Here is an 18522-nt window from a genome sequence, read left to right as displayed (position 1 = left end):
GTGGTGAGTTTGGTGTACCTTCGGTGTTTTGCTTTGCTGAGGGGTTGTTCTGCGGGGTGATTCTCCGAAGGACGGGAGGTTTTGCCACGCTGGGGGCGTTTGGCGAGGTAAATGTGTTGGTTCTTCGGAGAATTTCCCCGCTGAGGGGCTTCTCTGCGGGGTGGTTTTCCGATGGTCTGTCGGTTTTGCTGCGCTGGGGGTGCTGGGCGTGGCAAGTTCGTGGGTTCTTCGGAGAATTTCCCCGCTGAGGGGGTTCTCTGCGGGGTGATTCGCCGATGGTCTGTGGTTTTGCTTCGCTGGGGACTCCGATATACGCACAACTGTGAAAACCGGTGTGAAAGTTTGTGCGTGAGTTGCGCAGTAGCTATGTGGCTGTTATCATAACAAGTGTGAAAGCGATTTCACAACAATGATGAACGACGATCGGTGGCGATCGACGGAAGATGCACGGAATCGCAAATCGCAAGAACAAACGCCGGCGGACGGCCGCCGACGAGATCGAAGGAGACTGACATGAGCAAGTACAATGGCACGTCGCGCAGGCCGATGATGGCCGCGGTCGCGATCGCATCCGCCATGACCATGCTGCTGGCCGGCTGCGGCGGCGGCAACGCAAGCGGCCAGACCGACGCGAACGGCAAGCCGATCATCAACGTCGCGGTTATCCATGACACCAACATCCAGCCGAAGATGGCCGACATGGGCTGGGCCAAGGACGTCGAGGCCGGCTGCGACTGCACGATCAAGTGGAGCGACATCGCGACGAGCGCATGGGATTCGCAAAAGGGCCCGTCGCTCGCCTCCGGCGACGTGGCGGACGTGACGATCAGCGGCTTCTCCACCAGCGACGTCGCACAGGCCGACCTGTTCGAGGATCTCAAGCCGCACCTCGACAAGATGCCGAACGTGCAGGCGCTGTTCAAGTCCGAACCGACCTCCGAAAAGATGGTCACTGACCTCGACGGCCACATCTACACGCTGCCCGACAGCTGGGGCGAGGACTTCAAGGGTTCCGGCACTCACCTGATCATCAACAAGACCTGGCTCGACAAGCTCGGCCTCAAGATGCCGACCACCTGGGCCGAATTCGAGAACGTGCTCGAGCAGTTCAAGACCAAGGACCCGAACGGCAACGGCAAGGCCGACGAAATCCCGTTCAACATGCAGAAGCTCGGCTCGTCCGGCTTCGGCATGAACGACGCGGTCGCCTTCCTCAACTCCACCGGCATCGTCACGCAGCTGCAGTCGCAGGCCGGCCAGAACGGCTACTACGTCGAGAACGGCAAGGTGAAGACCTACCTGACCACCGACAACTTCAAGCGCGTCATCACGTGGGTGCACTCCCTTGTCGAGAAGGGCCTCGTGCCGGCCGACTACGTCACCAAGGACTACAGCAAGTACTGGGCCGAAATGCAGCAGGACGACGTGCCCACCGCCGGCGCGGTGCTCGCATGGAACCCGGTCGCCGTGGTTGGCACCAAGTGGCAGGACCAATACGTGTCCGTCCCGCCGCTCAAGGAGACCGCGAGCAGCGACGCCAAGTGGGACTATTCGCAGGACTTCAACCAGTACCACACCGGCAAGGTGTCCGTCTCCAAGGAGGCCGCCAACAAGGACGCCATCTGGAAGCTCATCGACACGCTGTACAGCGAGAAGGTGTCCGTTGAGCAGTACTGGGGCTCCATCCCGAAGTTCGTCAAGGACGAGGGCGACCACAAGTACGTGATCAGCGGCCAGACCGACCCGAAGCTCGAAGTGCTCTCCGGCAACATGGCCGGCTGGATCCGCCCCGACGTCAAGCCCGAGGGCGCCGACGGCTCCACCATCAACTCGCAGGAATTCCGCGCCGCCGACGAGGTGTACCGCCCGACCTACGAGAAGATCTCCGACGGCAAGGACTACATGCCGATCTATGTGGTGCCCGGTTCCTCCGACCTCAACACGCTCGCCAACAACAACACGGTCATCATGACCTACGTGATGCCGAAGGTGGCCGGCTGGATCCAGAAGGGCGGCATCGACAAGGACTGGGACGAGTACGTCAAGAGCCTCGAGAACACCGGCGTCAAGGACAACATCGCCATCTGGCAGAAGTGGTACGACACCTACACCGAGAAGCTCGGCTGATCCGACTGAGAGGCAGCCATACCCGTGTGGTTTCGGTGCGATGCTGACGGGTTGAACGCGCCGATGATTCCGACCACGTGCGCACGGATTCCGGAAACGGACAACGTGCGCACGCTTGATATGCGCGCGGCTTGCATAGTACGCGGATGATGCGCAGATGATGTGCGGGGATGCGCGATGTACGACGGCGCAAACGACCGGCTACGGCGGCTGGTTGCGAACGACTGACTGTAATGACTGACTGCGATGACTGATTGTGACGACTGTTGCCATGATTGATGGCAAGGAAAGGACTGACTGACATGGGCGGCGGACGTATCATCTGGCGCATCGGCGGACTGGACGCGACCTTCGACGCGGAGCGCGCGGCGTGGACGTCGCTGCGCGGCGCGGACGACGCGGACGGCACCGAGTTCCTCGTCACGCCGGAAGAATTTCCCGGTTTCGACGGTCCGGACGCGCGCTGGCTGAGCAACCTGACGATCGACGTCGCCGAGATCGCCGGCGATGCGGCGGGGGAGCGCGATTCCTCTGATGCGACCTCCGCCGCGGGCGGGGTTGCCGATGCGGCGGGTGAGACCATTGCCACCGGCCGTGATGGTGACGCAATCGCTACCGAGCATGTGGACGGTGTTTCCTTGGATCCGTCCGACGAGGTCGGACGATCCGCGCGCACGATCCGTACCGCCGCGCTGGACGGACTGCGCATGGTCGACTATCCGGACGCGTCCACGATCGACGTGCATATCGCGGCCGGCGACGAGACGGCCTGGCTCGCCATCGCCGAGCTTTTCCGCAAGCGCGACGACGACATCGAGTGGACGATCGAGCTGGAGAACGCGTCCGACCGGCCGGTCGCGATCGGCCGGCTCGGCGTGCCGCTGCTCATGAACCAGTTCTTTCGCGGCGATGATGCGTTCAAGTACGAGCAGTGCGTGCTGCGGCATATGTGCCTGATCGGCCGCCACAGCTGGGCCTACTGGCAGAAGTCGAGCGGCGCGATGCCGCTGCTGCTGGTCGCGCTCACTGGCCGCACCGCCGCACACAGCTTCACCGTCGACCACGATCCGCGCTGGCAGCAGGGCGGCGGACCGGGATCCACGTTCGAGGGCGCGTACGAGCTCAATCTGGTCGACCGCCCGTCCGGCGAATTCCCGCACGCATGCGGACCGCTCACGTTGGCAGCCGGCGAACGTGTGCGGTTCACGCTGGCGATCGCGATGCGTGATTCATATGACGAGGCGTGGGACTGGCTGGCCGCGGTCGGTGGATTCATGCTCGAGTCCCGTCCGGGCATGGTCGTGCCGGTCGGGCAGGACGCGGAGATCACGATCCGCAGCGCGACCAGGCCGATGCTCGTCGCCGAATCGGGGGAGGACTATGCGGGTGATGTGACGGAAATCGTGCCGCGTGAGATCGGCCGTGCTGATGACGGTCGCGATGAGGATGGCATGTGCGGCGAGGCGAGCGGCTTCGGCAAGTCCGTTGCCGATGACGTTATTGGCGACGTCGACGGCTTCGGACGTGGCGATGACATCGTGCGCGGCGATGCGAACGTCAGCGGCGTGCGTTGCTGGCGTGCGACCGTGCGGCTCGGCGGATATGGTCGTCGAGTGTTTCACGTGAAACTCGATGGTGACGATCATACGGACGGAAACGAGCGCAATGTTTCACGTGAAACATTCTTCGGCATCGAATCGCCGGAAACCATCTATCGCAAGCAGAACGCGTTCGTTGCGCGCAACCAGTGGGAAACCGACCCGACCGACCCGTGCTGTCACGGCCTGCTCATGTGGGACATGGCCAACCGTCGGCGCATCAACGCGACGTTCAACCCCGACCTGCCGAACTGGATGGCCGGCGGCAGCGACGAAATCGGCCTCGTCTCCGGCCTCATGCTCTCCGAATGGAACGTCTACCGGCCGGACGAGGAGCAGCTGCGCGTGCTCGACGGCTACTGCCGTGACTTCATCGAACAGCGGCTCACCGAACAGCCCGGATACAAGGTGCACCGCATGGTGCCGTGGTTCGAGATGTTCGAACCGTGGGCCGGCCGTGGTGCCGACGACGTGTGGCGCGCGTTCAATTACGTGCACGTCGCCAACACGTTCCTCAACATGTACCGCATCGCCAAGCGCTACCGCGCCGAATACCCGTGGCTCAACGAACCGACGTACTGGCTCGAACGCGCGTACCGCTACTTCACCGCCATGTTCGACTACTGGATGTTCCCCGACGGCGAAGGCGCGGACCGCTACGCCAACATGGGCGAAAGCGCGCTCGCCATGCACTTGGCGGATGCGCTGCTCGCCGAAGGATTCGACGAGGAGGCGGCCCGCGTGCGGGGGCTCGTCGAGAAGAAGGCATGGTACTTCGCCGGCAAGGCGTACCCGTACGGTTCCGAAATGGCGTACGACTCCACCGCGTACGAAGCCGTGTACGGCTACGGCGCGGCCATCGGCGACGAACGCGTCATGGCGTCGTCGATGCGCGTCGCGCTCGCCAACCGCGGCCGCCAGCCCGATTGGGCGCTCGGCATGACCGACCTGCGCGGCTGCGGCGACAGCGGCTGGAACGTCAGCTACATGACCCAGCTCGGCGCATGGACGATCTACGACTGGGCGCTCGAACGCAGGCACTACGATCCCGATCTGCTGCGATCGTTCGCCGCCTCGTACCTCGCCGGCTTCTCGATCTACAATTCCGGCGGCTATCTGAGCGACGATCCTGCCAACGATGGCGCCTCCGCATGGATCCACGTCGCGGAAACCGGCGAACTCACCGGCACTCGGCCCGGCCGGTCGGACGGCAGCGGCTCCAAGCGCATGGTCCGCGGTTTCGTGCCCTACTCCGGCGAAAGCGCGCTCGGCTACTTCGGCGCCCTGCGCTCCGCCGCGTCGTTCGTCATGCGTGATCCGGACGACGCCAGCCTGCGCGGCTACGGCTGCGAGCTGATCGACGACGTGTGCGGTCGCGACTCGAATGACGCTCGTTCCGGTGCCTGGAGTCGCGACGGCGACGTGCTGGCGGCAATCGCCGCAGGACTGTCCGGTGCATCGCACGGCGATGCTGCCGCAGTCGCGAACGGGGAGGAGCATCGCGCCGACGACTATGCGATCCGCCCGACCGACGGCCTGCGCGTGCGCTTCTTCGACACCGTGCACGACTGGGCCGTCAAGCTCGATCGCGACGCGCTCGCCGAAGTACGCTGCGAGACGTGTGTGACGAACGGCGGCGACGCCGAGGGCGACCGTCCGATCATCCGCCAAGTGACGCTCACGATTGACAACGTCACCGGCGATGCGCACGATGGCACGTTCTCCCTGCGCATGCCCGCGGCTGGCATCTATCGGCTGACGGTCAACGGCAACGAGCAGTTGGCGACCGCTGTCCAACTCGACGCCGACTGGCATCGCATCATCGTTCCGTTCTCCGGTGCATCGGCCAATATCGTGTGCATCACGGCGGCATGATGTGCATCGTATGGTAGTGGGCATGACTACCCCTCAGTCACTTCGTGACAGCTCCCCTGACAAGGGGAGCCGAGAATAAATAAAGAGGGCTCGCCTTATCTTTTTGTCCGCGAATCAGCTGCTGAGGGGGAGGGTGGACTCGCGCTGGCTGACGCTGCACGGCAGATAGGTGACACCGTGATGCGGGTGGCCGTCAACCGCGTCGATGATCGTGCGCGCAGCCATGCGGCCGATCTCGTTCGTGCGGTTGCTGATGCTCGTGAGCTTCGGGCTGAGCCCCTGCACGATGTGCGCCCAATCGTCGTGGCCGATCACCGCCACGTCGCCCGGCACGTTCAGCCCGCGCTCCTTGAGCGCGTCCATGCAGCCCCACGCGATCGCGTCGCTCTGGCACACCACGCCGTCGAACTCGACGTGCTGGTCGAGCAGCAGCCGCGTCGCCGCGCGCCCCCAGTCGGCTGACCATCCGCCCGCGCGCACCGGGCCGACCGGCTGCAGTCCGGCCTGCCGCAACGCGGCGCGCGCGCCCTGCACGCGATCGTGCGCGGCCTTGTACGCGTTCTCGCCGGCGATGATTGCGATCCGGCGCTTGCCGCACGAAATCAGATGCTCCACGGCCATGCGTCCGGCGCCGACGTTGTCGCACGTGATCGAACAGTCGGCCGGATCGGACGACGGCGCGTACGCGTACACGACCGGCACCGTCGCATCCACGTCGATCGGCGGCCGCGGATTCGTGTCCTGGCCGACGATGATGAGCCCGTCCACGTTGCGCGACAGCAGGAACTGCGCGTACGTCTTCTCCAGCATCGCGTCGCCGCGCGCGTTGCACAGCATCACCGAATTCGAGCGCACGCCGAGCTCGTCCTCCACGCCCAGCAGGATCGGCGTCGAAAACACGCCCTGAAAATCGGACGTGATCAGGCCGATCGCGTTCGACCGGCCGGTCGCCAGCGACTGCGCGGTGGCGTTCGGCTGGTAGCCCATGTCTTTCGCCGTCTGCTGGACGCGGGCGCGCGTGGCCGCGCTCACCCGCGTCACGTTGTGCATCGCCTTCGACGCGGTCGCCAGCGAGACGCCGGCCGCGCGCGCCACGTCGGCGAGCGTCACCTTACCGTTCGGCAACGCGGACGCTGCCGCCGAACCGTCGTGCGACGACGAGCCGGAACGCGTGCGTTGCGGATGCGCGGACGGCGGCTCGGCCGATTGTGCGGTCGATGGTCCGGGCTGGGCGGACGGCTGGACGGCTCGCCGGCCGTCCGGCTGATCGGCGGCGATTGCTGAACTGGGCATGGTGCGTACCTCTTGGATGGGCGGCCGCGCGCGGATGATCCCGCGCGTGAACGGAACGCAACCCATCATAACGGGCCGAGCGGCGGGCCGGTGAGGCGCTCCCGCGTTTGCCGCGCCCGTGGGATAGGCTCGGAGGCGTCAGCATACGGGTGACGCAAGGGAGGAATGCCATGTCATCCAACAAGTTCCTGAAGAATCTGCTCGTTGGCGGCGCGGTGGCCGCCGGTGCCGCGGCGTGGGCCATCAAGCCGCGCTCGTTCACCGACAAGCAGCGCAATTTCGTGCCGTCCGTGCCGAACGCGTGGTACGCGCACCGCGGCCTGCACGACGCCGGCTCCGGTCTCACCGAACAGTATCTGGTCGAAAGCGGCGAATATGTGGCCCGCGCCCGCCGCATGGCCATGAAGGCCGGCTACGGCGATCCGTCCGTCACCACGTCGATCGCGCCGGAGAACTCGCTCGCCGCGTTCGCTGCGGCCGCCGAGGCCGGCTACGGCATCGAGCTGGATCTGCAGTTGAGCGCCGACGGCCAGGTCATCGTCGTGCATGATCCCGACCTGCTGCGCGTGGCCGGTGATCCGCGCCGCGTCGCCGATCTGACGTACGACGAGCTGACGCGCATCCCGCTGTTTCCGAACGATGCGCCGGGCACGGCCGTCGCGTCCGCACTGCCGGGCGCGGACGATCCGTCGTCCGTCGTGACGCCGGCCAATGCTCCCGCCGGCTACTACCAGCACGTGCCGCTGTTCGCCGACGTGCTGAGCGTGGTCGCCGGCCGCGTGCCGCTGATCGTCGAATACAAGTTCGACGACAACGCCGTGTTCGGTCCGCGCGAGGAAGAGCTCATGGAGAAGGGCGACGCGCTGCTGCAGGCGTACGATGGCCCGTACGTGATCGAATCGTTCAACCCGCGCGCCGTGCAGTGGTACAAGGACCATCGTCCGGAAGTGTGCCGCGGACAGCTTTCGTGGCAGCCGGAGATCAACGGCGAGGGCGGCGTACCTGAGTGGGCGGCCGGTCTGCTCGTGTTTGACTGGCTGTCGCGCCCCGATTTCGTGGCGTACGACTGGACGGGCGGCAGCAGCCCGCAGGTGCGTCTGGCCCGTGCGATGGGCGCTACGGCTGTCTCGTGGACCGTGCGCAGCAGCCACGAGCTCGACCAGTGCGACCAGTGGTTCGACCGCCACATCTTCGAGGCGTTCGTGCCCGAGCGCTGAACTGTCGCGTAATCGCCGGATAGTGGCGGGAAACACTCGCTGAGATATCTCTCAGCGAGTGTTTCCCGCCACTGTTGTTTTCCCGGGCTGCGGGATGGGGCACTAGCGTGTCGTTTGGGGAATGCAAGTCGACGGCGTGTGGACAACGCACGGGCAATGGACGATGGTGTCCCCGTGAAATCGAGATGAACAGCGGGCGACGCGGCCCGGTGGGAGCCTGCGGACTTGTTAAGACAGTATGCGGAAGCCGATCCAAGGCTCCCACCGAATCGCCGCCTTCGTCACAGACCAAGCATCGCTTTGAAAGATTTGAGATATCGGGCCGGCGATCGTCTGAAAGGTCTGAATTATGTCTGCTGCCATCCCCGGTACTGCGTCGGGCGGAACCTGGCAGAACGGGAAGAAACCGTTCGACGTCCGCTCATGGACGCCGCTGCTCTACCTGCTGCCCGCCATCGCCGTATTCGCATGCTTCGTCGTCTACCCGCTGATCCGCACGTTCATCCTGTCCGCCTCCGGCACCGACATCCTCGGCCGGCAAAGCCAGTTCGTCGGCCTGCGCAACTTTCAGCGCGTGTTCACCGACCCCGAATTCGGCAAGATCATGCTCAACACGCTGCTGTTCGCCGTGTACACCGTGGTGCCCACCATCGTGCTGTCGCTGATCATCGCGCTCATGCTCAACAAGGAATCCACCGTCAACCGCGTGTTCCGCACCGTGTTCGCGCTGCCGTTCGCCTACTCGGTGTCGGCCGCGTCCATCATCTTCTCCGCGTTCTTCAACCCGGCGACCGGCCTGTTCAACGCGATCGTGCAGAAGCTCGGCGGCCAGCCGATCGGCTGGCTCACCAGCTCGCAGTTCGCGCTGCCGGCCATCGCCATGACGACCGTGTGGATGAACATCGGCTACAACGTGCTCGTCCTGCTCGCCGGCCTCGGCTCCGTGCCGGACGAGGTCGTCGAAGCGGCGCGTCTGGACGGCGCGTCCGGATTCCGCCTGCAGTGGTTCATCCTGATCCCGATGATCATGTCGCAGGTGTTCTTCCTCATCATCACCGACACCATCCAGTCGCTTGAGAGCTTCGGCCAGATTCACGTGCTCACCAAGGGCGGCCCGGATTCGTCCACCACGACGCTCGTGTACGACATCTACATGCACGGCTTCGCCAACAACAGTTCCAATTTCGGATACGCATCCGCGGAGGCGATCGTGCTGATCGTGGTGGTCGCGATCATCACGCTCATCCAGTTCACCACCGTGGGTAGGAAGGTCGACAACCAATGAGCGTCGCGACAACCACCACCATCCCCGCCAAGCCGAAGGCCATCAAGTCCGCGGCCGCGGCGGACGCCAAGGACACCAAGGAAATCCGCGCCGAGCGGGCCAAGGCCAAAGCCAGCGGTTTCGCCGCGAACTTTTCGCACGCCCGGTACGTCGCGTCGAAGATTTTCGGCCTGCTCGTGCTCGTGCTGCTCGGCATTATCGTCATCTTCCCGGTGTACTACTCGTTCGCCGGCACGCTCATGCAGCAGCAGGACATCGCCGCCTATCCGCCGGCCATCTGGCCGAAGCACGGCATCACGTGGAGCAATCTCGCCACGGCCGCGCAGATCATCCCGCTGTTCCGCCAGTACGTCAACTCGTTCGGCTCGACGCTGATCATCACCGTCGCGCAGGTGCTCACGTCCACGCTCGTCGCGTACGCGCTCGTCGTGCTCAAGGTGCGCGGCGCGAGCGTTTGGTTCACGCTGTTCCTCGGCACGATGATGATCCTGGGCGAGTCCGTGATCATCCCGAACTATCTGACGATCTCGTCGCTAGGCCTGCGCAACACGTTCCTCGCGCTGATCCTGCCGTACCTGGCCAGCGGATTCGGCATCTTCATGATGTACTCGTTCATGCGGCAGTTCCCGATGGAACTGGTCGAGGCCGCGCGCATCGACGGCGCGTCCAACCTGCGCCTGCTGTGGTCGATCGTGCTGCCGCTGAGCCGCCCGGCCATCGCGTCGCTCGCCATCTACACGTTCCTGACTCACTGGAACGGCTTCTTCTGGCCGCTGCTCGTCACCGAAACGCCGGAGATGCAGACCATTCAGATCGGCATCACGCAGCTGCAGTCGCCGGACAACTTTAACCCCGGACTGGTCATGGCCGGCGCGGTGCTCGCCGTCATCCCGACGCTGCTCATCGTCATTCTCGGCCAGCGGCAGATCGTGCGCGGCCTGACCGCCGGCTCGACCAAGTAAGCCGCGCGGCCGTGCGCAAACGGCAGCGCGGCCGCACATCATACGTGACATTTCCCAACCAACAAGAGAGGCAATCATGAACAAGACAATGCGTACGCTGGTGGCCGCCGCCGTGGCCGCCGGATCGCTGCTGGCCGTCGCCGGCTGCGGCAACGCCAATGCGAACGTCGCCACGCCGAAGGACTCCACCGGCGCGGTCGTCGTGAACTTCTGGCATTCGATGTCCGGCACCAACGGACAGGTACTCGACAAGCTCATCAGCAAGTTCAACGACGCGAACAAGGGCAAGATCGTCGTCAAGGGCACGTATCAGGGCCAGTACGACGACGCGATCACCAAGTACAAGTCCGCCGTGCAGTCGCAGTCCACGCCGACGATGATGCAGATCTACGACATCGGCTCGCGCTTCATGATGGACTCCGGCACGATCACGCCGATGCAGGACTTCATCGACAAGGACAACTACGACACGTCCGACCTGCAGCCCAACGTGGCCGGCTACTACACCGTCAACAAGAAGCTGTACTCGATGCCGTTCAACACCTCCATGCCAGTGCTGTACTACAACAAGACCATGTTCAAGCAGGCCGGACTCGACCCGGACAAGGCCCCGGCCACGCTCGACGAGGTCAAGGCCGACGCCGAGAAGCTCTCGAAGAAGAACGGTGGCCCCGCACAGTACGGCTTCAACGCCGCCGTCTACGGCTGGTACCTCGAGCAGGAGATCGCCGCGAACGGCGACCTGTACTGCTCGCCGGACAACGGCCGCGGTTCCGACCGCGCCACCAAGTTCACGTTCGACAACGACGGTGCGGTGACGTTCATGAAGTGGTGGAAGGGCATGATCGATTCCGGCATCTCCGGCAACACCGGCACCGACACCGACGCGGCGGTCAACGCGTTCGAGACCGGCTCGGTCGGCATCACGGTCGAATCCACGGCTGATCTGGCCGGCATCATGGAAGCCGCCAAGCAGAAGGGCTTCGAGGTCGGCGTGGGCAACTATCCGAAGATCAAGAACAACGATTCCGGCCCGATCATCGGCGGCGCGTCGCTGTGGATCTCCAACGTGAAGCACTCCGACGAGGAGCAGCAAGCCGCGTGGAAGTTCATCAAGTTCCTGTCCGAGCCCGAGAACCAGGCCACGTGGCACACCGGCACCGGCTACTTCCCGACCTCGAAGAAGGCGCTGGAGACCGCGACCGACAAGCAGTGGCGCGAACAGTACCCGCAGTTCGATGTGGCCGTCAAGCAGCTTGCTGACACGAAGCTGACCTCCGCCACGCAGGGCTGCTCCGCGGGCGTGATGCCGCAGGCCCGCAAGGCCGTGGAAACCGCCGTCGAGAAGGTGTTCGAGGGCGCCGATCCGAAGACCGCGCTGAGCGATCAGGTCAAGGCCATGCAGACCACGCTCGACGACTACAACAACTCCGTGAAGCAGTGAGCTGAGCGGGGTCCATCTCAACATAACGCGAGTGGCGGGTTGCTTTCACTGAGAATGTTTTCGGTGAAAGCAACCCGCCACTCACGTATTATTCAACGGTTCCTGATAGGGCGGAATCGACTAGCGCGTGCGGCCTCGAGACGCACCGAGGGAAGGCGTACTTCGTACGCCGACCGAGGAGCAACGACGAGGACGCTCCGCTAGTCGATGACGCCGTACAACCTATCGCCGGCGTCGCCCAGCCCCGGCACGATGTAGCACTTGTCGTTGAGCTTTTCGTCGACGGCGCACACGACGACCTTGAAGTCGATGGACGGGTCGATGTGTTCCTGCACGAACTGGATGCCCTCCGGCGCGGCGATGATGCACACCGCGGTGACGTCCTTGGCGCCGCGTTCGGCCAGATAGTGCGTGGCGGCGACGAGCGTGCCGCCGGTGGCGAGCATCGGGTCGATGAGGAAGCACTGGCGGCCGGTCAGATCGTCGGGCAGACGGTTCGCATACGTGATCTGCTGGGTCGGGTGCTCTTCGTCGCGCTTCATGCCGAGGAAGCCGACCTCGGCGGACGGGATCATCTTGGTCATGCCGTCGAGCATGCCGAGGCCGGCGCGCAGCACGGGCACGATGATCGGACGGGGCTCGGCGATGTGCTTGCCGACCATCGGAGCGACCGGCGTTTCGATCGGCTTGTCGACGACGTCGAGATTGCGGGTGGCTTCGTACGCTTCCAGCATGACGAGCTCGGAGACGAGCTCGCGGAAGGTGGCGGAGGAGGTGTTCTTGTCGCGCAGCACGGTGAGCTTGTGCTCGACCAGCGGGTGATTCAAAACAGTGAGTTCCATAGTTACCAAGCGTACCGCGAAACGGGGGAGCACACGTCGTCGCGCGTGGAACGACCGCCGTGCGCGATGGTCGTAGCGCGGCCGTCCGCGTAACGTGTTCGTCACGATCGAGACGCGGACGAAACAAACGGGCAACCGAAAATCAACCATCCGCTGCCATTCTTGCTCTCGCTAACAAACGTAGGTCTTGCGCGAGAGGAAGAGAACGTATGGCCACACTATCTAAGGCGCGTGTGATCGCGCTGCTGTGCGCGGCGGCCGCGGTGCTGTCGACCAGCGGTTGCGGCTGGGGACGCACCGTCGCCGAAAAGGACGCGTTGGACGCGAACAGCACGACCGCGACCAGTGCGAAGTCGTCGTGCGTGGACACGTCCGGCGACACGATCAAGATTGGTTTCGTCAACTCGCTGTCCGGCACGATGGCGATCTCCGAGCAGACCGTCAGCGACTCGCTGCACATGGCCGTCGACGAGATCAACGCGAACGGTGGCGTGCTCGGCAAGCAGCTCAAGGTCGTCCAGCAGGACGGCAAGTCCGAGCCGGCCGTGTTCGCCGAAAAGGCCAAGACGCTGATCGAAAAGGAGTGCGTGGCCGCGGTGTTCGGCGGCTGGACGTCATCCTCGCGCAAGGCTATGCTGCCCGTGTTCGAGGCCGACAACGCGCTGCTGTTCTACCCGCTGCAGTACGAGGGCATGGAATCCAGCCCGAACATCTTCTATTCGGGCGCCGCGCCGAACCAGCAGATCGTGCCCGCGCTCGACTATCTCAAGGAAAAGGGCTACAAGAAGCTGTTCCTGGTCGGCTCCGACTACGTGTTCCCGCAGACCGCGAACCGCGTGGTCAAGGCGTACGCGGCGGGCAACGGCATGGAGGTCGTCGGCGAGGAATACACGCCGATGGGCTCCACCGACTTCACCACGATCGTCAACAAGCTCAAGTTCTCCGGCGCGGACGCGGTGGTCAACACCCTCAACGGCGATTCGAACGTCGCGTTCTTCAAGGAGTACAAGGCGTCCGGTCTCAAGGCCGACACGGTGCCGGTGATCTCCATGTCCATCGCCGAGGAGGAGGTCTCCGCGATCGGCGTGGACAACGTGAAGGGCCAGCTGACCGCGTGGAACTACTACCAGACGCTCGACAGCGCGGAGAACAAGAAGTTCGTCAAGGACTTCAAGGCCAAGTACGGCGAGAACCGACCGACCTCGGACCCGATGGAATCCGCGTACACGTCCGTCTACCTGTGGAAGGGCATGGTCGAGAAGGCCAAGTCGTTCGACGTGGACAAGGTCAAGGCCGCCGCGGACGGCGTCACGTTCGACGCCCCCGAAGGCAAGGTCACGGTCGACGGCGAGAACCACCACATCTACAAGACCTCGTACATCGGCGAAATCGGCGACGACAAGCTCATCCACACCGTCTGGCAGTCCGACGGCCCGATCAAGCCGGACCCGTACCTGAAGACGTACGACTGGGCGAAGAGCCTGAGCGCCTCGAGTGAGAGCAACGAGTAACCGAGAGAGAAGGAACCCGAATCATGGATATGCTATTCCCGCAAATCGTGGCGGGCCTGTCGAACGGCTCGATCCTGCTGCTCGCCGCGCTCGGACTGTCGCTGACATTCGGCCAGATGGGCGTGATCAACAACGCGCACGGCGAGTTCATGATGGCCGGCGCGTACACCGCGTACGTCATGAGCACGCTCATCGGCAACAAGACGGTCGCGCTGATCGTCGCGCTCGTCGTCGGATTCGCCGTCTCCGGCCTGCTCGGCCTGCTGCTTGACGTCGCGCTGCTCGAACGCATGCGCATGCGCCCGCTCGACACGCTGCTCGTCACGTTCGGCGTATCGCTCGTTCTGCAGCAGCTCGCGCGCGACATCTTCGGCGCGACGCCGGTGTACGCGTCCGCGCCGGAAGCGCTCACCAATCCGGTAACCGTGTTCGGCTACAGCTTCTCCGCCGGCCGACTGTTCATCTTCATCCTGTCGATCGTGTGCGTGGCCGCGCTGTACGCCGTGCTCAAGCTCACGCCGCTCGGCCGCCAGATCCGCGCGACGTCCGAAAACCGTGATCTTGCGGAAGTCTCCGGCATCTCGACCCGCACCGTCGACCACGTGACGTTCTTCCTCGGCTCGGGCATCGCCGGCATCGCGGGCGTGGCGCTGAGCCTGCTCAACTCGATCAGCTTCAACTTCGGCACCACGTTCATCGTGCAGGCGTTCCTGGTCGTCGTCGCGGGCGGCGTCGGCCAGCTCAAGGGCGCGGTGATCGCGTCGTTCGTGCTCGGCCTGTGCCAGTCGGCGATCGAACTGCCGACGTCCGCGTCGATTGGTCAGGTGGCCGTATTCCTGATCGTCGTCGTGTTCCTGCAGTTCCGCCCGCAGGGACTGGTCGCGATCCGTTCGAGGAACCTGGCGTAGCGCGCGTTCGTCGTGCTCAGATAGAGACGTTTGGAGACGATTATGGTAAGCAAAAACACTGTTTCCGGCGGTACGTCCGCGTCGGCCGTGGGCGAGTTCTACGCCAAGTACAAGCCGTGGATCGGCACTGCGATCGCGGTCGTGCTGATCCTGCTCGCGCCGAGCGTGATGAGCGTGTACAACCTCGGACTGCTCTCGAAGTACCTGTGCTACGCGATGGTTGCGGTCGGCATCGGGCTCGCGTGGGGCCAGGGCGGCATGCTGACGCTCGGCCAGGGCCTGTTCTTCGGCCTTGGCGCGTACGTGATGGCCATCCACATGAAGCTTTCGGACATCGGCCCCGGTCAGGTGCCGGACTTCATGGCCCAGTACGGCATCACCGAAGTGCCGGGCTTCTGGGAGCTGTTCCGCAACCCGGTCATCGCCGTGATCGGCGTGGCCGCGGTGCCCGGCGCGATCGCCGCGCTGCTGGGCCTGGCGGTGTTCGGACGCGGCGTGCGCGGCGCGTACTTCGCGATCCTGTCGCAGGCGCTCGTCGCCGCGTTCTCCGTGCTGCTTATCGGCCAGTCCAAGACCACCGGCGGCACGAACGGTCTCAACGACTTCAAAGGCTTCTTCGGCTACGACCTGACCGACGACGCGAACAAGCAGATGATCTTCTACATCTGCGCGTTCCTGACGCTCGCCATGGTGCTCGTCGTGTGGTGGATCCGCCGCTCGTTCATGGGCGACCTGATCATCGGCGTGCGCGACCAGGAGAACCGCATGAAGTTCCTCGGCTACAACCCCGCGTCGATCAAGGTGTTCGCGTTCTCGCTCGCCGCGATGTTCGCCGGCATCGGCGGCGCGATGTTCGTGCCGGTCGTCGGCATCATCTCGCCGTCCGACATCGGCGTCACGCCGTCCATCCTCATGCTCGCCGGCGTCGTGATCGGCGGACGCACGACCCTGCTCGGCCCGGTCGTCGGCACGCTGCTCGTGCGCTTCGCCGAAACGCAGCTGTCCGAGGCGTATCCGTCCGCGTGGACGTACATCGAAGGCCTGATCTTCATTCTCGTGATCGCATTCGTGCCGATGGGGCTCGGCCAGTTCAAGGGACTGTGGCCGTGGATCAAGGATCGGCTGGGGATCGGTTCGGTCGGGTCGGCTGCGATTGCCGCCGCGTCCGCGTCCGGTGCGTCTGCGGGCGACGGCGACACCAAGGCTGCGGTTTCCGCGACGGCGACGGCGTGAACGGGTCGGCTCGTGAGAACGAATGAGTGAGGAGCGAAACATGACGAACACTTCAACCACTGCAACCCCGGCCAAGCCGGCGCCGGCCGCCGGCTCGACCCCCGCCTCCAAAGAGGACCTCGAACAGCTGCGCGCCGAAATGGTGCAGATGCGCGACGAAGCCAAGCGCATGCGTGACGAGGCCGCGCAAATGAAAGCCGAAATCGTCGAGGAACGCGCCCGGCTGCACGACCAGCTCGCCGTGCTCGACGACCGCGGCGGCCAGTGGAACGACTACCTCGAAATCAAGGGACTGCACGTCGAATTCGACGGATTCGTCGCCGTCAAAAACCTCGACCTGACCGTCGAGCACGGCGACCTGCGCTTCCTGATCGGCCCGAACGGCGCCGGCAAGACGACCATCATCGACGCGATCACCGGACTCGTGCCGGCCAGCGGATCGGCCACGTTCCGCGGCGAACAGCTGCTCGGCAAGAAACCGAACGAGATCGTCAAACTCGGCGTCGGACGCACGTTCCAGACCGCGTCCGTGGTCGAGGAACTCACCGTGCTCGAAAACCTGCAGCTCGCCGAAGGCTTCCGCAAGAAGGGGCGCGACCTGTTCCGGCCGATGGGTGGCGTGACGCAGAACATCGAATACATGATGGACGTGTGCAACCTGACCGACGACGCTTACAAGCCGGCCGGCATCCTGCCCCACGGCAAGAAGCAGTGGCTCGAAATCGGCATGCTGCTCGTGCAGGACGCGCACCTGCTGCTGCTCGACGAGCCGGTTGCCGGCATGACCCCGGCAGAACGCGTCGCCACCGGTGAACTGCTCAAGCGATGCAGCAAGAACCGCACGGTCATCATCGTCGAACACGACATGGAATTCATGCGCCAGTTCGCCGATTCCGTCACCGTGCTCAACCAGGGCGAGATCCTCGCCCAAGGCTCGGTCGAAGACATCCAGAACAACGACGAAGTCGTACGCATTTATTTGGGCGGTGGTGAATAAACCCGCCCTCGGCCCCCTCTGACGAGCTGAGCCGTTAAGCAAACGCCGGCGGCGTTTGTAGGCGAAGGCGAAACGACAGTTGAGCCAGCAAAATGCAGTCGCAGACTGTCTGCAATTGCGGCTGGGCTGTCAGCGCAGCTGACTGGGGGAGAGAACAACCCATAAGCTGCGACACTCCTGACTACCCCTCAGTCCGACTTCGTCGGCCAGCTCCCCTGACAAGGGGAGCCGAGAATACGCGCACAAGGAAACTCATCATGGCAATGCTTGAAGTGAAGAATCTCAACACCGGCTACGGCAAAGTGACCGTCGTCAACGACATCAGCTTCGACGTCGAAGCCGGCCAATGGGTCAGCATCGTCGGCAACAACGGCGCCGGCAAGACCACGCTGCTCAAGGCCCTGCTCGGCCTGCTGCCGGTCACATCCGGCTCCATCACGTTCGACGGTGCGGACATCACCAAAGTCGCACCGAACCAGCGCATCCGCAAGGGCATGGCGTTCGTGCCGCAGGGCCAGCAGTCGTTCGGCACGATGACCGTCGACGAAAACCTGCACGTGGTCGCCGACCGCTACGGCTCCGAGGCGTCCGCACGCTACGACGAGGCCGTGGCGATGTTCCCCGTGCTCAAGGAGTTCGCCGGGCGCCGCGCGGGCCTGCTCTCCGGCGGCCAGCGCCAGCAGCTCGCCATCGCGCGTGCGCTCATCACCCGGCCGAAGCTGATGATCCTCGACGAGCCGACCGAGGGCATCCAGCCGAACATCGTGGCCGAGATCCAGAAGGCCATCCGCACGATGGCCGAGGACAAGGGCATCGGCGTGGTGTTGGTCGAGCAGAAGGTCCAGTTCGCGGTCGAGCGCGCGGACAAGTATTACGTGCTCGCCTCCGGCCGGTTCATCGCCGCCGGCGAAGGTGGTCCGTCGCAGGTCGAAGCCGCCAAGGAGGCCATGCGCGTCTGACGTGGGCTCCTTGACGCCTCGACTATCGTTCTGCTTGGCGGGGCTGTGAGGTTGTTGCGGCGGTCGGCGCGAACACGGCCAGAACATTCCCCCTATTCGTCATCTGTGAGGCAGATTTTGGCCTGTGCATGGATCTATCTGCAATCTGTGAGGCAGCCATTGATCCAAACCACCCGCTAAGGGGGGTATATTCCCGCCCCGATAGAGGAAGGCAAACGTACGGGCTGCCTCACAGATCACAGATAGAGTCGTGCAATCCGGAAAATCTGCC

Annotated in this window: 13 protein-coding genes; 11 read left to right on the top strand and 2 right to left on the bottom strand. The window is 64.2% G+C overall.

Going from position 1 to position 18522, the window contains the following annotated elements:
* Positions 1-513 precede the first annotated feature (513 nt).
* Together BBIA_RS10405 and BBIA_RS10400 are read left to right on the top strand one after the other, a co-directional pair.
* A complete protein-coding gene (locus tag BBIA_RS10405; RefSeq protein WP_033492606.1) occupies positions 514-2127 on the top strand; it encodes a type 2 periplasmic-binding domain-containing protein in 1614 nt (537 codons plus the stop codon).
* 302 nt (positions 2128-2429) lie between these two features.
* Positions 2430-5600, top strand: a complete 3171-nt coding sequence (locus BBIA_RS10400) for a DUF5695 domain-containing protein (protein ID WP_033492604.1) — start codon at positions 2430-2432, stop codon at positions 5598-5600.
* A 114-nt stretch (positions 5601-5714) separates the two neighbouring features.
* Here BBIA_RS10400 and BBIA_RS10395 read toward each other — a convergent pair whose 3' ends face one another.
* The gene (locus tag BBIA_RS10395) at positions 5715-6893 is read right to left on the bottom strand and encodes a LacI family DNA-binding transcriptional regulator (RefSeq protein ID WP_081892321.1); all 1179 of its coding nucleotides are present in this window, start codon (positions 6891-6893) and stop codon (positions 5715-5717) included.
* Positions 6894-7063: 170 nt separating this feature from the next.
* Between BBIA_RS10395 and BBIA_RS10390 the strand changes: the two genes are divergently transcribed.
* The 4 genes from BBIA_RS10390 (at position 7064) to BBIA_RS10375 (ending at position 11801) form a co-directional block, all read left to right on the top strand.
* Positions 7064-8110 (top strand): glycerophosphodiester phosphodiesterase family protein, encoded by a 1047-nt coding sequence (locus BBIA_RS10390; protein ID WP_033492603.1) that lies wholly within the window; start codon positions 7064-7066, stop codon positions 8108-8110.
* 349 nt (positions 8111-8459) lie between these two features.
* Positions 8460-9395 (top strand): carbohydrate ABC transporter permease, encoded by a 936-nt coding sequence (locus BBIA_RS10385; RefSeq protein WP_033492601.1) that lies wholly within the window; start codon positions 8460-8462, stop codon positions 9393-9395.
* The gene (locus BBIA_RS10380) at positions 9392-10357 is read left to right on the top strand and encodes a carbohydrate ABC transporter permease (protein WP_081892296.1); all 966 of its coding nucleotides are present in this window, start codon (positions 9392-9394) and stop codon (positions 10355-10357) included. The genes BBIA_RS10385 and BBIA_RS10380 overlap by 4 nt, the downstream gene beginning before the upstream one ends.
* 76 nt (positions 10358-10433) lie before the next feature.
* Positions 10434-11801: an ABC transporter substrate-binding protein gene (locus tag BBIA_RS10375; RefSeq protein WP_033492600.1), complete on the top strand. Its 1368-nt coding sequence runs from the start codon at positions 10434-10436 to the stop codon at positions 11799-11801.
* Positions 11802-12001: 200 nt separating this feature from the next.
* Here BBIA_RS10375 and upp read toward each other — a convergent pair whose 3' ends face one another.
* Positions 12002-12643 (bottom strand): uracil phosphoribosyltransferase, encoded by a 642-nt coding sequence (gene upp / locus BBIA_RS10370; RefSeq protein ID WP_033492598.1) that lies wholly within the window; start codon positions 12641-12643, stop codon positions 12002-12004.
* 209 nt (positions 12644-12852) lie between these two features.
* Between upp and urtA the strand changes: the two genes are divergently transcribed.
* The 5 genes from urtA to urtE all read left to right on the top strand — a co-directional run bounded on the left by urtA (position 12853) and on the right by urtE (position 18251).
* The gene (gene urtA, locus BBIA_RS10365) at positions 12853-14154 is read left to right on the top strand and encodes an urea ABC transporter substrate-binding protein (protein ID WP_033492596.1); all 1302 of its coding nucleotides are present in this window, start codon (positions 12853-12855) and stop codon (positions 14152-14154) included.
* A 23-nt stretch (positions 14155-14177) separates the two neighbouring features.
* The gene (gene urtB / locus BBIA_RS10360; RefSeq protein ID WP_033492594.1) at positions 14178-15062 is read left to right on the top strand and encodes an urea ABC transporter permease subunit UrtB; all 885 of its coding nucleotides are present in this window, start codon (positions 14178-14180) and stop codon (positions 15060-15062) included.
* Positions 15063-15104: 42 nt separating this feature from the next.
* Positions 15105-16295, top strand: a complete 1191-nt coding sequence (gene urtC, locus BBIA_RS10355; RefSeq protein ID WP_051923980.1) for an urea ABC transporter permease subunit UrtC — start codon at positions 15105-15107, stop codon at positions 16293-16295.
* Positions 16296-16335: 40 nt separating this feature from the next.
* Positions 16336-17292, top strand: coding sequence for an ABC transporter ATP-binding protein (locus tag BBIA_RS10350; RefSeq protein ID WP_238548497.1), 957 nt, complete (start codon positions 16336-16338; stop codon positions 17290-17292).
* A gap of 257 nt (positions 17293-17549) precedes the next feature.
* Positions 17550-18251, top strand: coding sequence for an urea ABC transporter ATP-binding subunit UrtE (urtE, locus tag BBIA_RS10345; protein WP_238548496.1), 702 nt, complete (start codon positions 17550-17552; stop codon positions 18249-18251).
* Positions 18252-18522 lie beyond the last annotated feature (271 nt).

The organism is Bifidobacterium biavatii DSM 23969 (genome assembly GCF_000741165.1).
GTDB lineage: Bacteria > Actinomycetota > Actinomycetes > Actinomycetales > Bifidobacteriaceae > Bifidobacterium > Bifidobacterium biavatii.
This window is presented reverse-complemented; position numbering and strand designations above follow the sequence as displayed.

What these genes read in the sequence shown, in the direction of transcription:
- BBIA_RS10405 (WP_033492606.1), top strand. Translation starts at nt 514, where the DNA reads ATGAGCAAGTACAATGGCACGTCGCGCAGGCCGATGATGGCCGCGGTC.
- BBIA_RS10400 (WP_033492604.1), top strand. Translation starts at nt 2,430, where the DNA reads ATGGGCGGCGGACGTATCATCTGGCGCATCGGCGGACTGGACGCGACC.
- BBIA_RS10395 (WP_081892321.1), bottom strand. Translation starts at nt 6,893, where the DNA reads ATGCCCAGTTCAGCAATCGCCGCCGATCAGCCGGACGGCCGGCGAGCC.
- BBIA_RS10390 (WP_033492603.1), top strand. Translation starts at nt 7,064, where the DNA reads ATGTCATCCAACAAGTTCCTGAAGAATCTGCTCGTTGGCGGCGCGGTG.
- BBIA_RS10385 (WP_033492601.1), top strand. Translation starts at nt 8,460, where the DNA reads ATGTCTGCTGCCATCCCCGGTACTGCGTCGGGCGGAACCTGGCAGAAC.
- BBIA_RS10380 (WP_081892296.1), top strand. Translation starts at nt 9,392, where the DNA reads ATGAGCGTCGCGACAACCACCACCATCCCCGCCAAGCCGAAGGCCATC.
- BBIA_RS10375 (WP_033492600.1), top strand. Translation starts at nt 10,434, where the DNA reads ATGAACAAGACAATGCGTACGCTGGTGGCCGCCGCCGTGGCCGCCGGA.
- upp (WP_033492598.1), bottom strand. Translation starts at nt 12,643, where the DNA reads ATGGAACTCACTGTTTTGAATCACCCGCTGGTCGAGCACAAGCTCACC.
- urtA (WP_033492596.1), top strand. Translation starts at nt 12,853, where the DNA reads ATGGCCACACTATCTAAGGCGCGTGTGATCGCGCTGCTGTGCGCGGCG.
- urtB (WP_033492594.1), top strand. Translation starts at nt 14,178, where the DNA reads ATGGATATGCTATTCCCGCAAATCGTGGCGGGCCTGTCGAACGGCTCG.
- urtC (WP_051923980.1), top strand. Translation starts at nt 15,105, where the DNA reads ATGGTAAGCAAAAACACTGTTTCCGGCGGTACGTCCGCGTCGGCCGTG.
- BBIA_RS10350 (WP_238548497.1), top strand. Translation starts at nt 16,336, where the DNA reads ATGACGAACACTTCAACCACTGCAACCCCGGCCAAGCCGGCGCCGGCC.
- urtE (WP_238548496.1), top strand. Translation starts at nt 17,550, where the DNA reads ATGGCAATGCTTGAAGTGAAGAATCTCAACACCGGCTACGGCAAAGTG.